Consider the following 22,013-nt stretch of genomic DNA (forward strand, 5'->3'; position numbering starts at 1 on the left):
TGGATCGAAGCTACCTTGGGCCCTTCTTTGTCGACAGAGGCTTGTCCCTCCTCCTGCCAATCCTTGAAGGACGCTGGCCTTTCGATTAGACTGCCGTGGCGGCCGGAGAACCGGCGGGCCAAGGGCAGGAGGACACGAGGATAGGTCGCAGACCCGTCTGAAGCGAGCGGAGGTTGAACCATGGGGCACAAGTATTCGGTGATTCTATGCACACTGGCGTCCACCGGCGGCAATGTCTGGGAGAAGCCGCGGGAAGTGCTGGAAGCGGTGGCCGAAGCGGGCTATGACGGGGTGGATCTGGATGCCGAGCCGGATCGCATCGAGGCCAGCCGGTTCAACCAGGTCAAGGAAATGGCCTTCTCGCTGGGCCTGAAAGTTCCTGCCCTGATCGGCGCCTGGGCGCCCTGGCACGCGGGCGAGGTCCGGGACCTGGCCTCCACCGACGAAACGGAGAGGCGCCACGGCGTGGACTATGCCAAGAAAAGCGTGGACCTGGCGGCGACCTTCGAGGATCCTCCCGTCTTCGAGATCGTGGCCTCGCCGGCACAGTCCGAGTACCCCGTGACCAAGACGCCGATCCACCTGCTTCGGGCCAACTTCATCGAGTCCACCCGGGAGATCACCGAGTATGCGGCCGAGCGGAACGTCGATATCGCCATCGAGCCCATCAACCGCTTCGAAGGGTACGCCGGTTTCCTCAACAGCCTGGTTGAAGGCAAGGGAATCGTGGACGAGATTGACGCCCCCAACCTGGGAGTCCTGGCCGATTTCTTCCACGTGAACATGGAAGACGGCCCCTTGAACGACGCCCTGCGGGAGGCCGGCGACCGGCTCATGCACATCCACCTGGCGGACAACAACCGGCAGACGCCCGGGACCGGTCACATCGACTTTCTGGATGTGGTGCGGACCCTCAACGCCATGAACTTCTCGGGCTACATTTCACTCGACAGCGTTCCCTGCAAGCCCGACTGGAAGACCGCTCTCACCGGCACCATCGACTTCATGAAGCAGATGGAGAAAATGGCGTCCTTGCAGGAGAGAATCGCCAAGGCCGTCTGAGCTCGCTCGGCGAGTTTGATGAAGATCCAGGAGACCCCATGTCCCCCAATTCGCGCCATTCGCCGGAAGTGCTCCAGGCCCTGCGAGCCTTCGATACGGCCACGGTTTCCAACGCCATCGAGAAGCTGGCCCTGAGGGACCGTGCCACCGGCTTTGCCTCCAACCGGATCACCTGCCAGTTTCCCCAGCTCGAACCCATGGTCGGCTACGCGGTCACGGCAACCGCCGACAGCACCACTCCGGGCGACCGCAGGCCGCCTCGGGTCGACGAACTGCTGGAAGCGCTGGAGGCCGCTCCCCGACCCATCGTCATGGTGATCCAGCACAGTGGCCACGAACGCGAGCGCTGCTGTGTCATCGGGGACATGTTCTGCTGCGTTCTGGACAAGTTGGGCGGCGTCGGCATCGTTACCGACGTCAACGCGCGGGACAAGAGCGGAATCGCCCGCAGGACTCCCGAGTTCCAGGTCTTCTCCGCCGGTTGGGTGGCTTCCCACGGGTATCCGGCCTACCTCAGCTTCAACACCCCGGTGACCGTGGCCGGCCTCACCATCCACCCCGGCGATCTGCTGCACGGAGACGAGAGTGGCCTGATCACTATCCCGGAGGTGGCCGTCGATTCCCTGGCGGACGCGGCCCGGCAGGTGCAGGATGAGGAGGCGGAGTTCTTCGACCTGGTGGAAAACCGCTTCAGCCTGGATGCATTGAAACAGCGCATGCGACCCGACAAAGCCTGAGCCGGCAAGCTTGCCGCACCACAACCTTCCCCCATGAGTACCGATTCTCCTATCAGAAACGCACCGGTGAGGCCCTGGCCGATGCTGCTTGCCGTGGGACCGGGGATCGTGCTGGCGGCCGGAGTGATCGGCTCGGGCGAACTGATCAACACGCCGCTGCAGGCGGCCCGCTTCGGCTTCGTGCTGCTGTGGGCGGTGCTGCTGTCCTGCATGATCAAGTACTTTCTGCAGGTCGAGGTGGGCCGCTATTGCCTGGTCCACAACCGGACCGTCTTCCAGGCTCTGAGCCCCTTCCCCGGACCCCGTTTGCGGAACACGTCCTGGCTGGTGTGGGCCTTCATGCTGGGATGGCTGTTGGCCCAGGTGGGCTCCTCGGGGCTGGTGGGAGCCATGGCGGGCCTGATGCACGGGATCCGGCCGCTCTCCTCCGACGCCATCGGATCGGTTCAAATCTGGGCGGTGGTTGTGGTCGCCGGGGTCCAACTGCTGCTCTGGCGAGGCATCTACGGGCGGCTGGAGAAGATGTTGATCGCCCTGGCCCTGCTGCTGAGCGTCTCGGCGCTGCTGGGCCTGGTCATGCTTCAGGGCACGCCCTTTCGGGTGAGCGGAGCTGACTTGTGGTCAGGCCTGGGCTTTTCCCTGGGAGGTACCGACGTTCGCCTGGCGGCCTTTGCCGTTATCAGCCTCATCGGCGCCCTGGGGGTTTCCGGTTCGGAACTGGTGGTCTACCCCTACTGGGTGCTGGAGAAGGGCTACGGCAGACATCTGGGGCCGCGGGATTCCGAGGGCTGGGTGGAACGGGCGCGGGGCTGGATCCGAATGCTCAAAGTGGATGCCGGCCTGGCCACCCTGCTGGCCACGGTGGTGACGGCGGCCTACTTCATCCTGGGAGCGGCCATTCTCTTCCCCCTGGGCATGACGCCGGCGGGCATCGGGGTGGTCGACCAGATTTCCTCCATCTTTACCGAGAGCTACGGCCCCTGGTCCAAGAGCATCTTCCTGGTCAGCGCCATGGCCACCCTGCTTTCCACCCTGCTGGCGGCCACCGCCGTCAACGGCAGGATCATCACCGATTTTCTGTGCAGCCTGGGCCTGGTCGACCGAAGTCGCCCCCAGGCCGTGCGAGGATCGCAGCAGGTGGTCCAGACCGCCTTTCTGGTGTCGGTGCTCACCCTCTATCTGCTGGTCCCCACCCGGCCCGCCCTGATGGTGCTGATCAGCCACTACATCATCGGCGTGATGGGCACGCCCCTGGCCACCATCGCCATCTGCTGGCTGGCCTTCCGCACCGAGAAGCCACTGAGAATGAGCCGGCCGGTGGCGGTGCTGCTGCTGGCTTCGGCCGGGGTGATCATGGGATGCGTGCTCTTTGGACTGGCCGTTCAGGCCGGCTTGATTCGGTAGGCTGGCAGGGCCGTGGAGTCGTTTTGCCCCCGTCCTTTTTCTGAGGCAGGATACCAACATGATCATTCGAACGGCGGAGGCTATCCGCCAGCTCACCTGCCAAATCCTGTCAGCCGCCGGCGCCGACCGGTCCAACGCCCAGGAGGTTGCCGAGCACCTGGTGCTGGCCAACCTGAAGGGAGTCGACACCCACGGCATCTGGCACATTCCCGGATACGTGAAGGCCATCCGCGCCGGTCAGCTCGCCGCCGCGCAAAAGCCCGGGATTCTCGAGGAAAAGCCCAACACGGCCCTGATCTCCGGTCACTGGACGTTCGGGCAGGTGGCAGCCCGGTTCGCCATGGAGACCGCCATCCGCAAGGCGGAGCGGGAACAGGTGGCTCTGGTGGGCCTGGTCCAGGCCCACCACATCGGACGCCTGGGGCACTACGCGGAAATGGCCGCCGCCGAGAAGATGATCTCCTTGGTCTGGGTGGGAGGTTTCAGCCAGAACCAGCCCAAGGTGATGCCCTACGGAGGCAGCCGCCGATTGCTGCACACCAATCCCATTGCCCTGGGAATCCCCGCGGGGGACGAACCGCCCATGGTGGCCGACTTCGCCACATCGGCCATCTCGGGAGTCAAGGTCGACAACGCCTACAGCCGCGGAGAGTCGCTCCCTCCTGGTTGCATCGTTGACAAGGAAGGCCGGCCCACCACCGACCCGGCCGACTTTTTCGACGGGGGCGGCCACACCCCTTTCGGGCAGCACAAGGGCTGGGCCATCATGCTGGCGGCCGAGTTTCTGAGCCGAATCCTGCTGGGCTCCGATTCCTATGCCGACCCCGAGACCTCAGACGAGGTGCTGCGCCACCAGGGAGACACCCTTCTGGTCTTTCGAGCCGACCTGTTCCAGTCCTACCCGACCTTCGCCAAGCGCGCCGACCAGATGCAGCAGCGGGTGCGGTCGGTACCCCCGGCGCCCGGGTTCAAGGAGGTGCGGGTTCCGGGAGACCCCGAGGTCGAGACGCAGGCCCGACGGGAACGGGAGGGCATCCCCATCGCGGAGGACATCTGGAGCAAGGTGGTGGAAACCGCGGAATCCGTGGGGATCCATGAGTGTTGACGGGGGGACTGTACAAGTTCCCGCAAGCCTGGCGAGGCGACATGCCAAAGACCAGCAAGCATTGAAATAAGAGAGATATCCACGAAGGGACACTAAAAACGAAGAAGGGACACGAAGGAATGATGAAGCTTCCAGAGGCACGAAAATCCTTAACTTGCCGTCGCCTGCCCTCCAGACTGTGGCTGTGGGCCGCGGCCGCCGCTTTCCTGTGGACCGCCGGCTGCACCATCCACCCCTCGTGGGGATGGCCCGGCTGGGGCGGCCCCGGCGGTGACTTCAAGGTCCGGACCGCCGGTCTTTCGACCTCCTGGCCCGCCGAGGGACCTCCGCGACTCTGGAGCCGGGAGCTGGGAGACGGCTATTCCGCCATCCTGGCAGACGGAGCGCGCCTCTATGCCTTTTACCGGCAGGAGAAAGACGAGGTGGTAGCTGCCCTGGAGCCCGCGACGGGCCGCACGCTCTGGGAGCACCGTTATCCGGCGCCCATCACGGCGAAGCAGGACAACACCCACCGCAAATATGGCGTGGGTCCACAGGCCACCCCCGTGCTGACCCGGGAGGGGGTGGTGACCATCGGCTGGAACGGCAACCTTCACTGCCTGAAGAAGGAGACCGGGAAAGTCCTGTGGTCGCACGATCTGGCTCGGGATTTCGGAAGCACCTCCATGGGCCGGGGGTTCTCCTCCAGCCCCGTTGCCTACAGAGACCTGGTCCTCTGCCTGGTGGGAGGTCCCGGGTCCGGCCTGATGGCCTTCAACGCCGCAGACGGCCGGGTGGTCTGGGCCCGTCACGACTTCAAGCGTTCCCATTCCTCCCCCATCCTGATCAACGTGGATGGGCAGGACCAGTTTGTGGGCATGATGGCTCAGCAGGTGGTGGGTGTCGATCCCGAGACCGGGGAACTGCTCTGGAGCCACACCCACGGCCTGGCCGGAGGCCTCACCGTCAGCACCCCGGTCTGGGGAAAGGACAACCGCCTGTTCCTCTCCACCGCCTACTCCGGGGGAAGCCGGGCCCTCGAGCTCACTCGCCGCAACGGCAGGACCTCGGTGGAAGAGCTGTGGTTCACCAAGCGGATGCGGGTGCACCACGGCAACGTCGTTCGCCTGGACGGCCTGGCCTACGGCTTCAGCGGCGACTTCGGGCCGGCCTTTCTCACCGCCATCCGCGTCTCCGACGGCGAGGTGGTCTGGCGGCATCGGGGGTTCGCCAAGGGAACCCTGCTCTACGCCGACGGGAAGTTCATCATCCTGGATGAAGACGGCACCCTGGCCCTGGCCGAGCCGGCCGAAGAGGGGATCGAAGTCCTGGTCCAGGCTCAGCCACTGCAGCACAACTGCTGGACGCCGCCCACCCTGGTCGGGGACATCCTCTACGTCCGCAACAGAGAAAAGTTCGTCGCCTTTGACCTGGGCGAGGAATGATGCAACCATGGGTTATGAACCAACCCCGGGGGCAATCATGAATATGAGAGGTTCGTGGGCATTGACTGGGTGTCTTGTGCTGATCGGAATGGTCTTTCTGACACCTTCTTCACCTGAGGCAGCCGAACAACCTGAAGTCCAGTTCGTGTCTCACGGGACGACTCCAGCGCCGGTCGAATATGTGACCACGACCTTTAGTCAGGATTCGACCTCGACCCTGACGGATCTGGTGAGCGTGTTCCGGAACATTTCGGACGAACCTGTGACCGCTATTAAGGTACGTTGGACGGTTCACGGTCGTTCAGGCGGGAAGACGAGTGCGACAGTCACCACGGATACACGTCCTTTTGGAAACGAAGAATCCATGGGAGGGGAGCCATATTTGCCGGGAAGTACTATAGAAATACCCAGCGAAGCAACCCTTGGGATGCCCGCTGGAATTGAGCGCATCGAAGTCAGATTGGATTTCGTAGAAACGCCAGGCGAGCGGAGTCCTGGTGTCGAATGGTGGCCGAATTACAGCGAGGTGTGGCCCGATCGGAGCGAATCGTGGCGAAGTATGGCCGCCAAGCGCCGTCGTGTTGCGGCGTTCAGGTCCTTTCTGGTACGGGAGGCCGATAAAAAGGGTCTGGGACGGATTGAAGAGATTCTCCAGATGGAGAGGGCGAGATTAGGCAGGATCGTCCCAATGACCGCCGAGGCCTCGACCCCGGTATCGGAGACGTGTCGGTCTCACCCAAACCTAGAGCCGGGAGACCCGCCGGACAAGATGGTCGTCGAGAGTATCGAGATCTGCGGGAAATTTGTCGGCGATCCCGAGTCTTTGAAGGCGCTTATCGCCTCGAAGATCGAAACCAGGCCCGGAGACAGGTTTGACCCTGACGCCCTGAAGAAGGATGTTCGAGCGGTGTGGTCACTCGGTCGGGTGGACTCGCTGCGTGTCGGGACCAATAAGGGTCCGCGTGGAATAATCTTGGTATTCGAGGTCGAAGAACGCGGTTAGCTAGCTGCTCCGCCTTTGCCCACTCCTCCCTGCATTGCTCACTCCGCACTTCCCGTTCGAAGCAAGGTGAACTGAATGCGCCGGTGCCTTTCGTCCTGGCCGCGTTCGTGAAAGACGAAGTAGACCTCCCGGCTCCGCGGGTTCAGCGGGCGGTGCACCCTGAGGGTGCCTCTCCAGTCGTAGCTCTCTTCGCGGTATTGCGGTTTTCCGGTCTTGCTGTAGCGCCGGTCGAAGTCGCTGCGAAGGGGCACGGCCGAGGCCTGCAGAAATACGGTGCCCAACAGGGGAACCGCGCCCGGCAGGTCCTGGGCGTCGTCTTCCAGAACCTTTCCCTCCACGCGGGCCAAGGCCTGCTCCCCCTGGGAGAACAGTAGCCAGGTCTTTTGCTCGAGTCGTACCTCCAGGTCCACTTTCCCCTTTGGCACCGGTTGACCCTGCCGGGTCTGCAGCTCCAGCGGCAGGCGGAGGCTTCCCTTGTAAGTCGGCGGCGCCTCCTGGGCCACGGCGCCCAGGGGAAAGAGCCAAAGCAGGAGAAGTATCGTTACCGGCATGGCGGACGTCTCAAGAACGGGCGGAGCCCCGGCGCCTCTCCCTTGAACCTGAAAATCCCGTCCGGGGAGGCGGCGGGAAGTCGGCCTCCAAAAGCCTTGGGCGGCAGGGGCAATGGGCGATGGGAGCTTGTTCGGCCTTGGAACCGAAGGCGGCGGCGCGTTTGCGCTGCCGGGTTCAACCGGCGACCAGCTTACCGGACAGGTCGTTCTGTCCGCCGACGTCGGTGAGCCGTCGGTTGCGGCCTTCGAAGAAGTAGGTCAGCTTCTCGTGGTCCAGACCCAGCAGCGAAAGGATGGTGGCATGCAGATCGTGGACGTGCACCCGGTCCTCGACGGCCCGGAAGCCCAGCTCGTCTGTGGCGCCGATGGCCTTGCCGCCGCGGATCCCGCCTCCGGCCATCCAGGTGGTGAAGCCGTAGGGGTTGTGGTCCCGGCCCATCTTTCCCTGGTTGATGGGAGTGCGGCCGAATTCGCCCGTCCAGAGCAGCAGGGTGCTGTCCAGCAATCCGCGCTGCTTCAGGTCGGCGATCAGGCCGGCGATGGGCTGGTCGATCTTGGCGGCGCTGCCCACGTGTAGTTGATCGTTCTCGGTATGACCGTCCCAGCCGCTCTTGTAGAGCTGGATGAAGCGGACGCCCCGCTCGACCATCCGCCGCGCCAGCAGGCACATGCGCCCGAACTTGGCCGTGGTTTCGGAATTCAACCCGTACAACTGTCGAACGTGTTCCGGTTCGCCGGCGATGTCGATCAGCTCGGGGGCTGCCGTCTGCATGCGGAAAGCCAGCTCGTAGTTGGTCAGGCGGGCGGCCAGGCGGGAGTCGTCCTGCCGCTCCTGGTCCAGGTGCCTCTGGTTCCAGCGGCCCACCTGGTCCAGGATCTTTCGCTGGTTTCCGGGATCGATGGGGGGCGTCAGGTTCCGAAGGGGATTCCCCTCGGTCCGCATGAAGGTGCCCTGGTAGGCTGCGGGAAGGAACCCGGCTCCATAGACCGCCTTGGTGGAGACGCCGGCTCCCTCCGACATGGCCACGTAGGCGGGCAGGTTCTCGGTCTCGCTGCCGAGGCCGTAAACCACCCAGGCTCCCACGCTGGGATGCCCCAGCCGGACCGATCCCGTCAGCATGACGCTCATGGCGGGCCCGTGGATGAAGGAGTCGTGGTAGCAGGATCGGATCACCGCCAGGTCGTCGGCGTGTTGGCCCAACCGACTGAACAAGTCGGAGATCTCCAGGCCCGATTGCCCATACGGGCGGAAGGTCCGCCGGGACCCCAGCAGCTTCATGTCCTCGACCTTGACGAACTGCAAGTCCAGGTCCTTGGTGACGAAGCTGGGCGGGATGGGCTGACCGTCAAGCCGGCTCAGCAGGGGCTTGGGGTCAAAGCTGTCCATCTGACTGGGGCCACCCTTCATATACAGACAGATGACACTCTTGGCCTTGGCCGGGAAGTGCGGCGTCCGGGAAGCCAGTGGATCGATGGGCGCGGACGACACAACGTTCCCCAGGGCCTGTTCACGATTCAGCAGGTAGCCCAGGGCCAGGCCTCCAAAGCCGAAGCCGGAGGTGGTCAGAAACTCCCTCCGAGACCTGACGGTCATTTGCCGGTTGCAGCAACTGTGATCCATTGGAATTGGCTCCTCGTACCCGACATGGTAACAGCCGGCGGCCGGGTTTAACAAGGACTGTCAGTCCACGTAGGAAAACTCGCTCAGGTTGAAGACGGCCAGGCACAACTGGGTGAGGGCCCGGGTGCGAGCCTGACCCTTCTCGGCCAGCGAGTCGGGCTTTCCGGCATTGACCTCCGATTCCGTCAGCGACTCCAGCAGCGTTGCGGCCTCGTCCTGCTCTTTGGCGGTGGGTCCCCGTCCCAGGGCAACGCGCCAGGCCTGGCGGATCCAGCCGGACGGATTGTCCCCGACCTCGCGGATCAGGCGGGCCGCAAAGGCCTGGGCCTGGCTGAAGACCATCTTGTCGTTCAGGAAAAAGAGGGCCTGGGGAGGCACGGTGGTGACTTCGCGCACCGAACAGCTTACGGCCGGATCGGGTGTGTCGAAGGTCTCGAACATGGGGAATCCGAAATTCCGCTGCACCAGGATGTAGACCGCCCGGCGATTCTGCTCCTCCGGGTCGGCGTAGACCCGGATCCAGTTCTTGCCCGAGAGGTCCCCTTCCTCCGGCGTCGGGCAAAAGGACCGCCCGCCCAGCTTCCGGTTGAGGGTCCCGGCGGCGGCATGGAGGGCGTCCCACAGGGCCTCGGCCTCCAGGCGGCGCCGGTTCATGCGCCACAGGTAGAGATTTTTGGGGTCGGCCAGGGCCGCGGCCGGGTCGGAGTATTGGCTGCTCCTCCGATAGGCCTGGGAGGCCATGATGAGACGGTGCATCGACTTGAGGCTCCAGCCCCTGCGCACCAGCTCGGTCGCCAGCCAGTCCAGAAGTTCCGGATGGCTGGGCTCGGCTCCCATTCGCCCGAAGTCGTTGGGTGTGCTCACGATGCCCGATCCGAAATGCCACTGCCAGAGGCGGTTGGCCAGCACTCGCGCGGTCAGGGGATGGTCGGGGCGGCTCAGCCAAAGGGCCAGCTTGGCCCGCGACCGCGGAACCGCCAGCTCCGAGGCAGGCTGCTCCAGGTCCATTCCGTTGGCCAGGATGCGAGGAAGCCCCGGTTCCACCTTCTCCAGGTTTTTGCCCAGGTCCCCCCGATCCAGGACGTGGATCGCCGGAACCAGCTCGGCTTGGCGATGGCCCATGACCACCGCCTTGGGGATGTCGAACAGGGCGTCGTAATGGGTCTGGTGGGAGGCTTCGGTGGTCGGCACCTTCAGCACGGCGTGCCCCAGCTTTTCCACGAGTTCCTTGCGCTGGACCTTTTCCTGCGGGGTCAGGTGCTTTTCCAGGTCCAGAAGGGTCAATCCGTTCGGGTCGCCCAACTTCTTCAAGGCCTCGGCCAGGGGAGCGGCCAGCCTTTCCTGCTCCAGCGTGCGATCGTCGTCCGGAATTGCGAAGGCTTGCACCACCTCCGCCGGAAACTCCGCCTTCTTGGCTTCGAACACGCGCCGGCTGACTTTCTTCTCCAATAGTCGGTGCGTCCAGCGGAGCTCGGCCAGGGTCAGGAAGCCCGAGTAGGATTCGGACCGGTGAAACATGGAAAGCTTGGTGACCACCGGAATTTCCATGGTGTCGCTGCCCGCGAAGATGGCCTGGAAGCGGTAATAGTCCTTCTGGGACAGGGGATCGAACTTGTGGTCGTGGCAGCGGGCACAGCCCAGCGTGAGCCCCATGAATGCCGAGGCGGTGGTGTCGACCCAGTCGGTCAGGATTTCATTGAGCTCCCGGCTGGCGTCCATCTTGGATTCGCCCGTCTGGGGCACCAGCCCGTAGAGCCCCGTGCCTACCCGGGCTTCCAGCTGCCGCAGCTTCTCCACCGCGATGGCGTAGGTGCCTTCCAGGTCCAGGTTGTTGGGCCAGAGCTCGTCGGCCGCGATCTGCTCCTGGAGGAATCGGTCGAAGGGCTTGTCCTCGTTGAAGGACTTGATGACGTAGTCCCGGTAGCGCCAGGCATGGGGGAAGAAGGCATCGGTTTCAAACCCGGCCGAGTCGGCATAGCGCACCACGTCCAGCCAGTGCCGTCCCCAGCGTTCCCCGTAGTGGGGAGATTCCAGCAACTCGTTCACCACCGACTGGAAGGCTCGGGGCGAGTCGTCCTTGAGGAAGCGGTCCACCTGCTCCGGCGTGGGGGGAAGGCCGATCAGGTCGAAGTAGGCGCGCCGAATCAAGGTGCGCTTGTCGGCGGGAGGCGCTGCGGGCAACCCTTTTTCCCGCAGCTTGGCCAGCACGAAGGCGTCGATCGGGTTTCCTTGCCACTCCTTCCCGCCTACCAGGGGCAAAGTGGGGCGCCGCGGCTTGCGGAACGACCACCAGTCGGGCTCCTCCGCTGCCGGGTCGGCGTCGTCGCTGTTGTCTTCCCAGACGGCGCCCGAGTCGATCCATTGACGAATGAGGTCCAGCTTCTCCTTGGGCAGGCGGGGTGATTCCGGGGGCATTTGGAGCTCCCCGATGTGGGCGGCGGCCTGGAACAGAAGACTGTCTTCGGCCTTTCCCGGGACCAGCGACGGTCCGCGGGAGCCCCCCTTCAGGAAGGATTCCCGCTGCCTCAGGTCCAGGCCCGACATCTGGGCCGCCCCGTGGCAGCTCAGGCAGTTCTCGGCCAGGATGGCCTGGACGGACTCGAACAGCGGCGGCTTGTCTTGGGCCAAGCCGGCGGTCACCGAACTCGAGAGCCCGGCAATCAGGGCCAGAACCGGAAGGAATTTCGTTCGCATTGGATTGTTGGCCGGCATCCGTCGCCAGCCGGATGCAAGGCGGCGACCGCAGCCGAGTTCAGACCTGCCGGTAATCCTCTCGAACCTCGAAACGCATCACGCTGTCGGTCATCCAGCAGTCCTTGAAGGGAGCTTCGGACTGCCGTGACAACTGGAACAGATAGCCCACCCGGCTGCCGTCCCCTGCCTTCAGGATGACCGTCTGGGAGGCCTGATTCCCCTCCCGCTTGAGTTTACCATAGCGGGCCCCGCCATGATTCAACATGGGCCGGTAAGCTGGATTGTGCACCATCTCGATAAAGCGCGGCAGGGGGCCGGTGGCCTTCTTGTTGGCCGGCGATGCGAAACGGAAGGTGATTTCAATTCCGGCATCCGGGTGGGGCCGGTCATTGTCTCCCAGGGCCTCGATCTGGATGCGCACCACCTTTTCCGGCGGGTAAGCAGGCCGCGGGCGCAACTCCGACTTGGCTCCGATCGCTTCCGTGGCAGCCTGCAGACCGGCCGAAAGCCGGCTCCCGTCCGAGGGATTCAAGACCCACCAGATCAGGACTGTTCCGGCGGCGGCCATCGCAAGAATACGGGCCAGGGGCCGGCTGCAACACTTCATGGCATTGCGCTGCCTTCAAGAGACAGGGGTCCGGTGGCGCGGCGCCTTTGCCTCTCGTGGTTCCCAGTTAGATTTAGGGTGGCAAGTATAGCGCCTCGAGAGGCGGCTTGCACCCATTGATCAGGGGGTTCCCTCGGTGGGACGATGTCATGGGATGAAGTCCCCCCGGGAGCGCGGGCGTCCCGCCCGCACAACACTGGCAAGGCCTCGCCCATTTCCTCGACCCGGGTCGACCGGCGACGGCGCCAGGGGTCTGCTTCGACCGGGCCTATGCCGCTCCCGCCGTGACGGTGGCCGCGTGCCTCATCGCAGGGAAACTGAGCGGCACCCAGCGGGATAGCAGGCGGGCGGGACGCCCGCGCTCCCGGGCGGTGCCGTCTCGATTTGCCGGCGGGTCCTTCGGGGGTGAAACAAGGCGAGTCTCAGGCGAAGTGTCCGCGAACTCCCCGCATGGTCACTACGGAATGCTTTTCTCCGGTTGGAGCGTTTGATAGAAATGGACCCCAGCCATACTCATCCCAACCACCCCTCAAGGAGGCTTCGATGAAACGACGCGATTTCGTGAGAACCGCACTGGCCGCAGGTTTGGCTCCGGGTCTGCTGGCCCCAGCGGCGTCGGCCAATCCGATTCGGCCACGGTCGGGGGCCGCCCCGAAGAAGCCGCGCATTATGTTCTACCACGACAGCCGCCATCCCCTCATGTACATGTACGAGCCCCCCATTCAGAAACAGGAGGTGGAAGCTGCCGTGGATGAGCTGGTAGAAACCTCGGTGGAAGTGCTCAACTTTTGCCTGGCGGACGGCCGCACCTTTTTTCACGATACGAAGGTGGGAGAGGTGTTCGGACACCACGTCCGCAAGTGGCCCCACGTGGTCTTCCAGCGCGCCCAACAGAACGCGAGTTCGTTGCTGGAGGCCGGGCTGGATCAGTTGCAGGTGCTCTGCGAGCGGTCCCACGAAAAGGGCATGCTGCTCTATCCCGCTCTGCTGGTGAACCAGGGCAGGCGCGGGTCACGCGAGGAGGACGTGCGCAGCTCCCTTTTCCGCCTGGACAACCAGCACCTGGAGATCGGCGCCCGCGGCGACCTGGATCCGGAGTTCTCCGGACTCACCAGCCTGGACTTCAAGCATCCGGAGGTCCGGGAGGAGCGTTTCGCCCTGATCGAAGAGGTGCTCAGGAACTACCCGGTGGATGGATTCGAACTGACGCTGGCCTATCAGAGCCCCTCGCCCCACTTCTTCCATCCCGATGAAGTCGAGGCCGGCCGTCCCCTCATGACTGCCTGGATCGAGCGGATCCACCGGACCCTGAAGAAGACCGGCCAGGATCGTGAGCTGGCCATCCGGGTCCCCGGAGACCTCGACACCTGCCTGGGGCTGGGCCTGGACGTAAGGGAGTGGATGCGGCAGGGGATCGTGGACGTCGTCATTGGCGAGACTTTCGGGGTCTACTGGGGTCGGGTGGACCATGCGGCCGACTACCGGCCCCTGCTGGAGGCGGCCAGGGGCACCTCAACCCGCGTTTTCGCCGTGCTCAACAGCATGGTCGACTCCGACCGCCTGTCCAACGGCTCGATTGAAATGATCCGGGCAGCGGCCTGCAACTACTGGGATCAGGGGGTCGACGGCATCTACCTCAACCAGTGGTTCCAGGGGGCCAACTGGCCCTATCGGGCCGCCTTCTACGAACAGCTTCGGGAAATTCCCCATCCCGACATCATGGCCCCCAAGGACAAGCTCTATCTCGTCCCGACCGCGGGCAGCTACCAATCCCCGCCCTGGGAACCCGGGATGCCCCTGCCCCGCAAGCTGGCACAGGGCGAACCGTTGCGCCTGGAACTTCCCGTCAGCGACGACCTGCCCTTCTGGAATCGGGTCAACCGGGTCCACGAGGTGCTGCTGAGGTTTCGGGTGATGAACACCAATCAACTGGACCGGCTGGTCTTCCGCCTGAACGGCCGGTCCCTGCCGGATTCGGGACTGCGGAAGATCAACCAGCTCTACCGAATGAGCACTCCCAACCGGGGCGGGGGTTTCGGCTACTGGTTCGTCTACCGCCTGGATGCCTCCCATTGGCCTCGGAAGGGAAAAAACGAAGTGGAGGTTCTACTGGAACACCGGGACGCCACCATCATTCCCGAAATTCTGCTGCACGACGTGGAACTGGAAATCCGCTACCTGATGGGCAGGAACTACCATCGCAACGAGGACCCCGACCTGGGTCCCAGCCTGCCCCTGCGGGACACGGTGCTACACCGGTCGTAGGGTGAAATAGTCGTGCATTCCGGGACAAACTGGCCAAGTGCCAGCCTCGCCGAGTACAATTCGCCACCCGGAGGCACTATTCCCCCGATGCAGCGGTGGCGTCATTTGCCATCATGGACTTAACCAAGGAGACATGCACCATGCCGGTTTCACCCATTCCCGAGGGGTACCACTCAGTCACTCCCTATCTGATCCTGAAGGACGCGGCCGCCGCAATCGAGTTCTACAAGAAGGCCCTTGGCGCCGTGGAGCTGTTCCGCATGGAGGCTCCGGGTGGCAAGATCGGGCACGCCGAGATCAAGATCGGGGACTCCCACGTCATGCTCGCCGATGAATATCCCGACATGGGTTACAGGGGTCCCGAGTCGCTTGGAGGAACCTCCGTCACCCTGATGGTCTACGTCGATGACGTCGACACGACATACCCGCAGGCAATTGCAGCCGGTGGCAAGGAACTTCGCCCGCTACAGAATCAGTTCTACGGAGACCGTTCCGGAACGCTGACCGATCCCTTCGGCCACGTGTGGACCATCAGCACCCACGTGGAGGACGTTTCCGAGGAGGAGATGGCGAAGCGGGCCGAGGCCGCGATGAAAGAGGCTGGCGTGTCGGACTAGTCTCTCAGGAAAGAGAGGTGACTTCCCACTCGATCCGATTGGCGTCGCATCCGAACGGCGTCTCTGGCGCAACGGTCGGACTTTGGAGACAATGGGGAGCTACCGATCGAGTCCGAATCCGTTTCAGGTCCGGGGGAAGGCTTCCACTACCCGGGCAACACAGACGAAACCGTTCCCTGATTGAAGAGGTCGAATTCATGAAAGGCATAAACCCAATCCTTTCCCCGCTGCTTGTGGCTCTGCTCTGCGGCTCCTGTGCGCCCGCTCCGGAAGTCGATCCGGCTCCGGAGGCCAGCGCCCCGCCGCCGGCCGAAGCAGACCCCATTCCCTGTTACCTGACCAGCGATCCCATCGAGATCGACGGGCGCCCGGACGAGCCGGCCTGGCGGCAGGCCCCGGAGATCCCGCTCCGGTTCGACGGCGTGGGCAATCCGGTGTCCCCGACGCGGGCTTCGGCCCGGTTCCTCTGGGACGGGAAGGAGCTCTTCGTGGCCATGACGGCCCAGGATCGAGATGTGGGCTCCACCTTGACCGGCCGCGACGCCCGCTTGTGGGAGGAGGACGTGCTGGAGCTTTTCATCAAGCCGTTGGAGTCCTCTCCGCTCTACTACGAGTTCGAGTTCAGCCCCAGCAACCAGATCTTCGACGCCTACTTTGTCAAGCGCGGCGCCCCCCTGGACGAGGCCACGGCCTGGGACAGCGGGCTCCGGGTGGCGGTGGCCGTGGACGGCACTCTCAACAATCCGGAGGACGACGACCGAGGATGGTCCCTGGAGCTGGCCCTTCCCCTGGCCGATCTGCATCATGCCGGAAACTCCATCCCGAAGCAGGGGGAGGTCTGGAAGGCGGCAGCCTGCAGGTATGACTATGACGGGCGCTGGGAACAGCCGCGGAATACCGCCACCGCCCCGGTGACCGAAAGCGGCGGATTCCACTCCTACGAGGTCTACGGTCCCCTGAAGTTCAAGGGGCCGCCGCCAGCCCCATCCCAACCATGACCAAAACCTCCATCATCGCCGGGTGCCTGGGGGCGGGGCTGCTGCTGTCGGCCGCCTCCGGTCCAGTTTCCCACCAGCCCTGGGTGCGACACTCCAGCTTCGAGGATTTCTCGCGGGGAACGCTGGCCGACGGGGGCGCCAATCTCTACGTCGGCCGGGACGGATCCGTCGAGATGATCCACCGCTGGGACCTGAATAACGACGGGTTCCTGGACCTGTTCGTGGGACAGGACCACAACCAGGTGGAGAGCGAGGATGTTCTCGTCTACTGGGGGGGACCGCGAGGACTCCGTTCCCTGCTTCCCGACCTGCCCGACCAGCAGCCGTTGGGCAAGCTGCTGAGCGAGATTCGCCAGCGCGAGGCCGGCGTGACCCGGCTTCCCAGCAAGGGCGGCGGGCGTTCCCTGCTGGTGGACCTCAATCAGGACAGCTACCTGGACCTGGTCTTCTGCAACTTCATTCACAACTACGGGGTCGAGACCGACGCCATGATCTACTGGGGGTCGCGGGAGGGATTTCAGCCCAACCGGAGAACGCTGTTGCCTACCCTGCTGGGCAGCGCGGTGGCGGCGGCCGATTTCAATAGGGATGGATTCGTGGACCTGGCCATCGCCAACCACGGCATCGAGGGCTGGAAACGCTTCGGGACCGCCCAACACCTGGAGTCCTATATCTACTGGAACGGTCCCACTGGCTTCAGCAGCCAGAGGCGGACGGTGGTGCCCTCGATCAGCGCCCTGGACGTGGCCGCCGGCGACCTCAACCGGGATGGCTTCCCCGAGCTGCTGTTCGTGAACAACAACCATGAGGAGAAGAGCGTTTTTCTCTACTGGGGCGGCCCCGATGGCTTTTCCGTCGAGCGGCGCCACCGCATGGAGGGCGGAGACCCGGTGGGGCTGCGCCTGGCTGACCTGGACCGGGACGGCGCCCCGGACCTGGTGGTGACTCACCGCGACGACCGGGCCCAGCTCTTCAAAGGCGGAACCCAAGACTTTCCCGCGAAACCCTGGTCCGAGCTGCCCACCGCCGGCGCGGTTCGATGCACAGTCGCCGAGTTGAACCGGGACGGCTTTCCCGATCTGATCCTGGCCAACCGGGGCGAGAAGCCCTCCACCATCTACTGGGGTGGCCCGCAGGGGTACGAGACCGGACGGCGGACCGACCTGCCCACCCTGGACGCCAGCGATGCCGTGGCGGCCGACTTCAACCGGGACGGTTGGATCGACGTCGCCTTTGCCAATGAAGGCGATGCCCGCACCCACGACGTGCCCTCCTACATTTACTGGAACGGTCCCCAGGGCTTCGACCCGGCCCACAGGCTGCAGCTACAGGGGTTCGGCCCCGTCAGTCTCCAGGGCGCCGACCTGAATCGGGACGGCTTTCCCGACCTGGTGCTGGTCAACCGCAACAGCGGCTCGCGTGATGCCATCGACTCCCTGATCTACTGGGGTAATCCACGCCACCACTACTCGGCCGCATCCGTCTCGAGGGTGCCGGGAGCCATTGGCGCGGTGCCGGCCATCGCCGACCTGAATCGGGACGGCTGGACGGACATCGCCTTTCCCAACGGCTGGATCTACTGGGGGCACGCCGAAGGCTACGGGGCCCAGAGGAGGGAGGAGCTGAACCTGGAGGGGGGGAACGGCGCCTCCACGGCCGATCTCAATCGCGACGGCTACCTGGACCTGGTCATTCCCTCCGGGTCGGCCTACGGTCAGGAGGCTTCATCCCGGGGCATCCTGCTGTGGGGCGGAGAGGACGGATTCAATGGCCGGCGGCGCACCGAGCTGAGCCTGAACACCAACATCAGCCAGAGCGCCGCCATCGCCGACCTCAACAAGGACGGGTTTCTGGACCTGATTTTCCCCGACGTGGACCGGGAGAACGTGGACATCTTCTGGGGCAGCCGCGGCGGCGACTACAGCCGGGACAATCACAGCCTGCTCAAGGTCCATTCGGCCTCCACGGTGGAGATCGCCGATCTCAACGCCGACGGCTGGCTGGACCTGGTTCTGGGGGGCGTCTACGACATGGCCAGGCACGGGCGCCCCATGCGCCACGCCACCCTTCTCTGGGGTAGCGCCGACGGATTCGACCTCTCCCGCAGCCAGAGGCTGGAGGCCTACGAGTCGGAGGAGCAGTCGGTGGCCGATCTCAACAAGGACGGCTACCTGGACATCGTCATGACCAACTATCACGCCTACACCACCCGCAAGCTGCCCTGCTTCATCTACTGGGGCGGTCCGGAGGGCTACAGCGAGTCCCGCAGGACGGGCCTGCCCGGAGAATCGACCCTGGCCCTCACGGTGGCCGATCTGAATCAGGACGGATGGATGGATATCGTCCCATTCAACCACCTGCGCGACGGCGACCACGGGGTCGGAACCAACATCTTCTGGGGATCCCCTCAGGGGTATTCCTTCTCCAGGCGGCTCTGGATCCAGACCTTCGGGCCTCATTTCAGCGTCCGCCACGACGTCGGCAACATCTATCACCGAAAGTTGGAAGAGGAGTACCATTCGCCCCCGTTGAGCATCCCGGCGGGCAAACGCCCCTCCCGGCTCGACTGGCGTGCCCGAACGCCCCACGGGACGGCGGTCAAGTTTCAACTGCGAAGCGGGCCGACGCAAGGAGCTCTGGGAACCGCCTCCTGGGAAGGGCCGGCCGGCCCCGGCAGCTACTACCGGCAGCCCTCCGAACTTCCCCCGCCGCCTCCCGGTCACCGCTGGCTTCAGTACCGCGCCCTGCTCACCACCCCCGACGGGGGCAGCACTCCGGTGCTGGAGGAGGTCAGCATCCAGGTCGGCGACGGATGATACGGAGCCAATCGCCCATTTCTCACCAATGGCCGGAGACGTCGGTTCTCAATCCACGAAGGCCCACATGGTGATTGTCCATTCAAGACGGAATAGGGTTTGAGGCCGGCATCCGCCGGTTGTAGACTATCTCTTCCGCAGGAATGCCTCTTACGTCGTCAACAGAAAGGACCGATTCGTGGACGCCCTCCAATACGCCCAAGATATCATCGCCTTCGACACCACCAGCAGCCTCAGCAACGTGGCCCTGACCGACTACCTGGAGGATCGTCTCAAGCAGATGGGTTGTCGGACCGAACGCTTGGAGTATGAGGACGAGAACGGGGTCCGCAAGGCCAGCGTGGTGGGGAAAAAGGGCGAAGGGCGGGGCGGAATGGCCTACTTCGGGCACACCGACGTGGTGCCGGCCATCAACTGGTTCACCGAGGATCACGGACCCTTCACGCCCGCCGTTCGGCAGGGAAAGCTCTACGGGCGGGGAGCCTGCGACATGAAGGGATCGGTGGCCAGCATGTTGGCCGCGGCCGAGCGTTTCGAAGCCGGTGAGTTGAATCAACCTGTCTACATCGCCTGCACCGCCGACGAAGAGGTCGGGTACGGAGGGGCCATCCAAGTCAAGGAGGAATCCCTTTTCTATCGGGAGATGGTGGAAGCCCAGACCAGGACCATCGTGGGAGAGCCCACCCTGCTGGACGTGGTCTACGCCCACAAGGGCGGGTGCTCATTCGAGGCCACGGCCCGGGGAGAGTCGGCCCACTCCAGCACCAGGGTGGGGCTGAACGCCAACTGGGTCATGATTCCCTTCCTGGTCAGGATGAAGGAGCTTTACGACGAAACCCAGAGCAGTCCCGAGTGGCAGGACCCGGAGTTCGACCCTCCGACCCTGGGAGGGAACATCGGTATCGAGGACTACCCCGAGGCCATGAACGTCAAGAAGCCGATCAGCATCTGCCGCATCGGCTTCCGCCCCATGCCCAGCACCAGCACCGACCGGTTGATCGAACGAGTGACCCGGGCGGCGCAAGAATGCGGAGTGGAACTGAAGGTGGACCGGGGGCACGAAGCCTTTCACGTGGACCCCACGTCGTCTTTCGTCCGTGAAGTAGTGAAGGTTACGGGGCGGGAGAGTGCTCGTACGGTGGGGTACGGAAGCGAGGCTTCGGTTTATACTGACCTCAAGAACCGGGTCCTGATCGGACCGGGAGACGTGGAGCAGGCCCACACCTTCGACGAGTGGATTTCGGTCGAGCAGCTACACCGAGGCGCGGACACCTATGCTGAGTTCATCCGCACCTGGTGTTGTTAGAAGTGTCGGTTTCAACCACTGACCGGCTCTAATAGCTGCGTCCAGCTAGTTGAGCAAGGCGACGGAATCCACCTTGCCGTGCTCGCTGATCACCTTGACCATCTTGCCCTTCATGTCGGCAACCTTGTCGGCGCCGATGGCCTTGGTGCCCATGGTCAGAGACAGCTTGGTCTCTTCACCCTTGCTGGCGACCACGATGGTCTTCTTGTCGGCATCCACGCTCTTCAGGGTGCCCTTGTTGGTCACCTTCTTGCCACAGCCGGCGTAGGCCGGACCCAGGCTGACGCCAAAGGCAAGAACGGCAGCCAGGATCATCGAAACGAAGAGTTTCATCGGATTCTCCTTATTTGCTGACAGCGGTCAGGCCGCATACCAATTGTCTTTGGACCTAACTACTCATAGTAAAGCATAGGGAGCGCCATGAGACAACATCCAAGTTGCCCTGTCCCAAATGCCGGTCAGGTCCCGGAGCCCGGCCGCGGCCCGCGAACCAGCCGAACCCCTGCTCCGTCCATCCTTGCAAGGATGGCGCTGAGGTTCTGGCTGCTGCTGTCCCTCGTCCCAATCGCCGTCGCCCATCCCATCCCCGACGTGCCCCTGCGGTCCTTTTTCGAGGCCGACGGCTCGGCAGTCATCAAGATCGAGCTGGACACCCGCTGCTTCAGCCAGGATCCGGAAGCCGAGCCCTATCTGTTCCTGGAGGATTACCTGCTGCTGAGCGAGGCGGACCGGGACCAATTGCGGGCCCAGGCGCGAGCCTACGCCGACAAGGTCCTCCAGCTCTCCTTCGAGCCCGGGGGAGCGGCCCGGCCCGAATGGGAATTCGAGTTCACCACCTTCCGGGGCCGGCCACTCACCCGGGCCGACGATCCGGTGATGATGACCGGGTCCTGGCGTCTGAAGGACACCTCGGGACTGACGGGCTACCAGGCCCGCTCCCTGCCCGAGGCCGAATTGAGCCTGCTGTTTCTAAACTACTACCAGGGGGAAATCCTGCGGGGAATCCAGGTGCTGTTCCCGGATGAGACCAGTCGGGTCCTCGACCTCGCCAACCTGGCCCAGGCGGAAACCGGCGACCCCGACCAGAACCTGATCGAAGGCATCACCGCCCCCGGCAACTGGGCCACCTTCACCAGCTTCATTCGCTCGGGCTTCGTGCACGTGGTGCCCCTCGGAATGGACCACATCCTCTTCGTTCTGGGCCTTTTCCTGCTCAGCCGGCACTGGAAGCCCCTGTTGCTTCAGGTGACCGCCTTCACCCTGGCCCACACCCTCACCCTGGGCCTGGCCGCCACCGGGGTGGTGCACGTCCCCGCCTCGGTGGTGGAGCCGATCATTGCCGGAAGCATCGTGGTGATCGCCCTGGAAAACATCTTCTATCCCAGGTACACCCCCTGGCGGCTGCTGGTGGTCTTCGTCTTCGGCCTGGTGCACGGGCTGGGGTTCGCGGGGGCCCTGAGCCAGTTGGACCTGCCGGCAGCGGCCCTGCTGGTGGGACTGCTGGGATTCAACCTGGGGGTGGAGCTGGGCCAGTTGACCGTGATCGCCGCCGGCCTGCTGCTGACGATCTGGCTGCGCGATCCGGACCGCTACCGCAAGGCCGTGGTCATTCCCGGGTCCCTGGCCATTGCCGCCATGGGCGCCTACTGGATGATCCAGCGGGTGTTTTTCTAGCCCGCATTTCTCACCTGGGGCGTGATGATGGCGCAGGCATTTTCCCCTCAGCACGTGCTCGGGAGCGAAGAGCATAGCGGTCACTACGGTCGAGCGAGCATGGATGGGCTGAGGGGAAAAGGACAAGCC

General features: G+C 64.2%; 17 protein-coding genes. 12 read left to right on the forward strand and 5 right to left on the reverse strand.

From position 1 onward, the window contains the following. The first annotated feature begins 180 nt into the window (after positions 1–180). The 6 genes from OXI69_07055 to OXI69_07080 all read left to right on the forward strand — a co-directional run bounded on the left by OXI69_07055 (position 181) and on the right by OXI69_07080 (position 6,735). Positions 181–1,062 (forward strand): sugar phosphate isomerase/epimerase, encoded by an 882-nt coding sequence (locus OXI69_07055; GenBank protein MDE2665890.1) that lies wholly within the window; start codon positions 181–183, stop codon positions 1,060–1,062. Between the two features lie 38 nt (positions 1,063–1,100). After that, a complete protein-coding gene (locus OXI69_07060; GenBank protein MDE2665891.1) occupies positions 1,101–1,799 on the forward strand; it encodes an RraA family protein in 699 nt (232 codons plus the stop codon). Between the two features lie 81 nt (positions 1,800–1,880). Beyond that, entirely contained in the window at positions 1,881–3,203 is a 1,323-nt protein-coding gene (locus OXI69_07065; GenBank protein MDE2665892.1) for an Nramp family divalent metal transporter, read from the forward strand. 58 nt (positions 3,204–3,261) lie between these two features. Beyond that, a complete protein-coding gene (locus OXI69_07070) occupies positions 3,262–4,308 on the forward strand; it encodes an Ldh family oxidoreductase (protein MDE2665893.1) in 1,047 nt (348 codons plus the stop codon). Positions 4,309–4,427: 119 nt separating this feature from the next. After that, the gene (locus OXI69_07075) at positions 4,428–5,732 is read left to right on the forward strand and encodes a PQQ-like beta-propeller repeat protein (protein ID MDE2665894.1); all 1,305 of its coding nucleotides are present in this window, start codon (positions 4,428–4,430) and stop codon (positions 5,730–5,732) included. 7 nt (positions 5,733–5,739) lie between these two features. Beyond that, complete coding sequence (locus OXI69_07080) at positions 5,740–6,735, forward strand: hypothetical protein (GenBank protein ID MDE2665895.1); 996 nt, start codon at positions 5,740–5,742, stop codon at positions 6,733–6,735. Between the two features lie 38 nt (positions 6,736–6,773). Here OXI69_07080 and OXI69_07085 read toward each other — a convergent pair whose 3' ends face one another. The 4 genes from OXI69_07085 to OXI69_07100 form a co-directional block, all read right to left on the reverse strand. Continuing rightward, positions 6,774–7,286, reverse strand: coding sequence for a hypothetical protein (locus tag OXI69_07085; protein MDE2665896.1), 513 nt, complete (start codon positions 7,284–7,286; stop codon positions 6,774–6,776). Between the two features lie 175 nt (positions 7,287–7,461). Beyond that, the gene (locus tag OXI69_07090) at positions 7,462–8,907 is read right to left on the reverse strand and encodes a DUF1501 domain-containing protein (GenBank protein MDE2665897.1); all 1,446 of its coding nucleotides are present in this window, start codon (positions 8,905–8,907) and stop codon (positions 7,462–7,464) included. Between the two features lie 60 nt (positions 8,908–8,967). Continuing rightward, positions 8,968–11,601 (reverse strand): PSD1 and planctomycete cytochrome C domain-containing protein, encoded by a 2,634-nt coding sequence (locus OXI69_07095; protein ID MDE2665898.1) that lies wholly within the window; start codon positions 11,599–11,601, stop codon positions 8,968–8,970. A gap of 58 nt (positions 11,602–11,659) precedes the next feature. Next, positions 11,660–12,208 (reverse strand): DUF4864 domain-containing protein, encoded by a 549-nt coding sequence (locus OXI69_07100; GenBank protein MDE2665899.1) that lies wholly within the window; start codon positions 12,206–12,208, stop codon positions 11,660–11,662. A gap of 543 nt (positions 12,209–12,751) precedes the next feature. On the opposite strand from OXI69_07100, the gene OXI69_07105 reads away from it, so the two are divergent. The 5 genes from OXI69_07105 (at position 12,752) to OXI69_07125 (ending at position 20,210) form a co-directional block, all read left to right on the forward strand. Then, on the forward strand, positions 12,752–14,473 hold the full coding sequence (locus tag OXI69_07105) for a hypothetical protein (GenBank protein MDE2665900.1): 1,722 nt from the start codon (positions 12,752–12,754) through the stop codon (positions 14,471–14,473). Between the two features lie 140 nt (positions 14,474–14,613). After that, positions 14,614–15,090 (forward strand): VOC family protein, encoded by a 477-nt coding sequence (locus OXI69_07110; protein MDE2665901.1) that lies wholly within the window; start codon positions 14,614–14,616, stop codon positions 15,088–15,090. Between the two features lie 197 nt (positions 15,091–15,287). Beyond that, positions 15,288–16,088 (forward strand): carbohydrate-binding family 9-like protein, encoded by an 801-nt coding sequence (locus OXI69_07115; GenBank protein MDE2665902.1) that lies wholly within the window; start codon positions 15,288–15,290, stop codon positions 16,086–16,088. Continuing rightward, complete coding sequence (locus OXI69_07120; GenBank protein ID MDE2665903.1) at positions 16,085–18,904, forward strand: VCBS repeat-containing protein; 2,820 nt, start codon at positions 16,085–16,087, stop codon at positions 18,902–18,904. Before OXI69_07115 ends, OXI69_07120 begins: the two co-directional genes overlap by 4 nt. 178 nt (positions 18,905–19,082) lie before the next feature. Then, positions 19,083–20,210 (forward strand): M20/M25/M40 family metallo-hydrolase, encoded by a 1,128-nt coding sequence (locus OXI69_07125; protein ID MDE2665904.1) that lies wholly within the window; start codon positions 19,083–19,085, stop codon positions 20,208–20,210. A gap of 45 nt (positions 20,211–20,255) precedes the next feature. Here OXI69_07125 and OXI69_07130 read toward each other — a convergent pair whose 3' ends face one another. Beyond that, positions 20,256–20,543 carry a hypothetical protein gene (locus OXI69_07130; GenBank protein MDE2665905.1) on the reverse strand — a complete coding sequence of 96 codons (288 nt, stop codon included), beginning with the start codon at positions 20,541–20,543 and terminating at the stop codon, positions 20,256–20,258. A 192-nt stretch (positions 20,544–20,735) separates the two neighbouring features. Here OXI69_07130 and OXI69_07135 point away from each other — a divergent pair, with 192 nt between their 5' ends. Then, positions 20,736–21,884, forward strand: coding sequence for a HupE/UreJ family protein (locus OXI69_07135; GenBank protein ID MDE2665906.1), 1,149 nt, complete (start codon positions 20,736–20,738; stop codon positions 21,882–21,884). Positions 21,885–22,013: the final 129 nt, after the last annotated feature.

It is taken from the genome of Acidobacteriota bacterium (assembly GCA_028875575.1).
Taxonomy (GTDB): domain Bacteria; phylum Acidobacteriota; class Terriglobia; order Versatilivoradales; family Versatilivoraceae; genus Versatilivorator.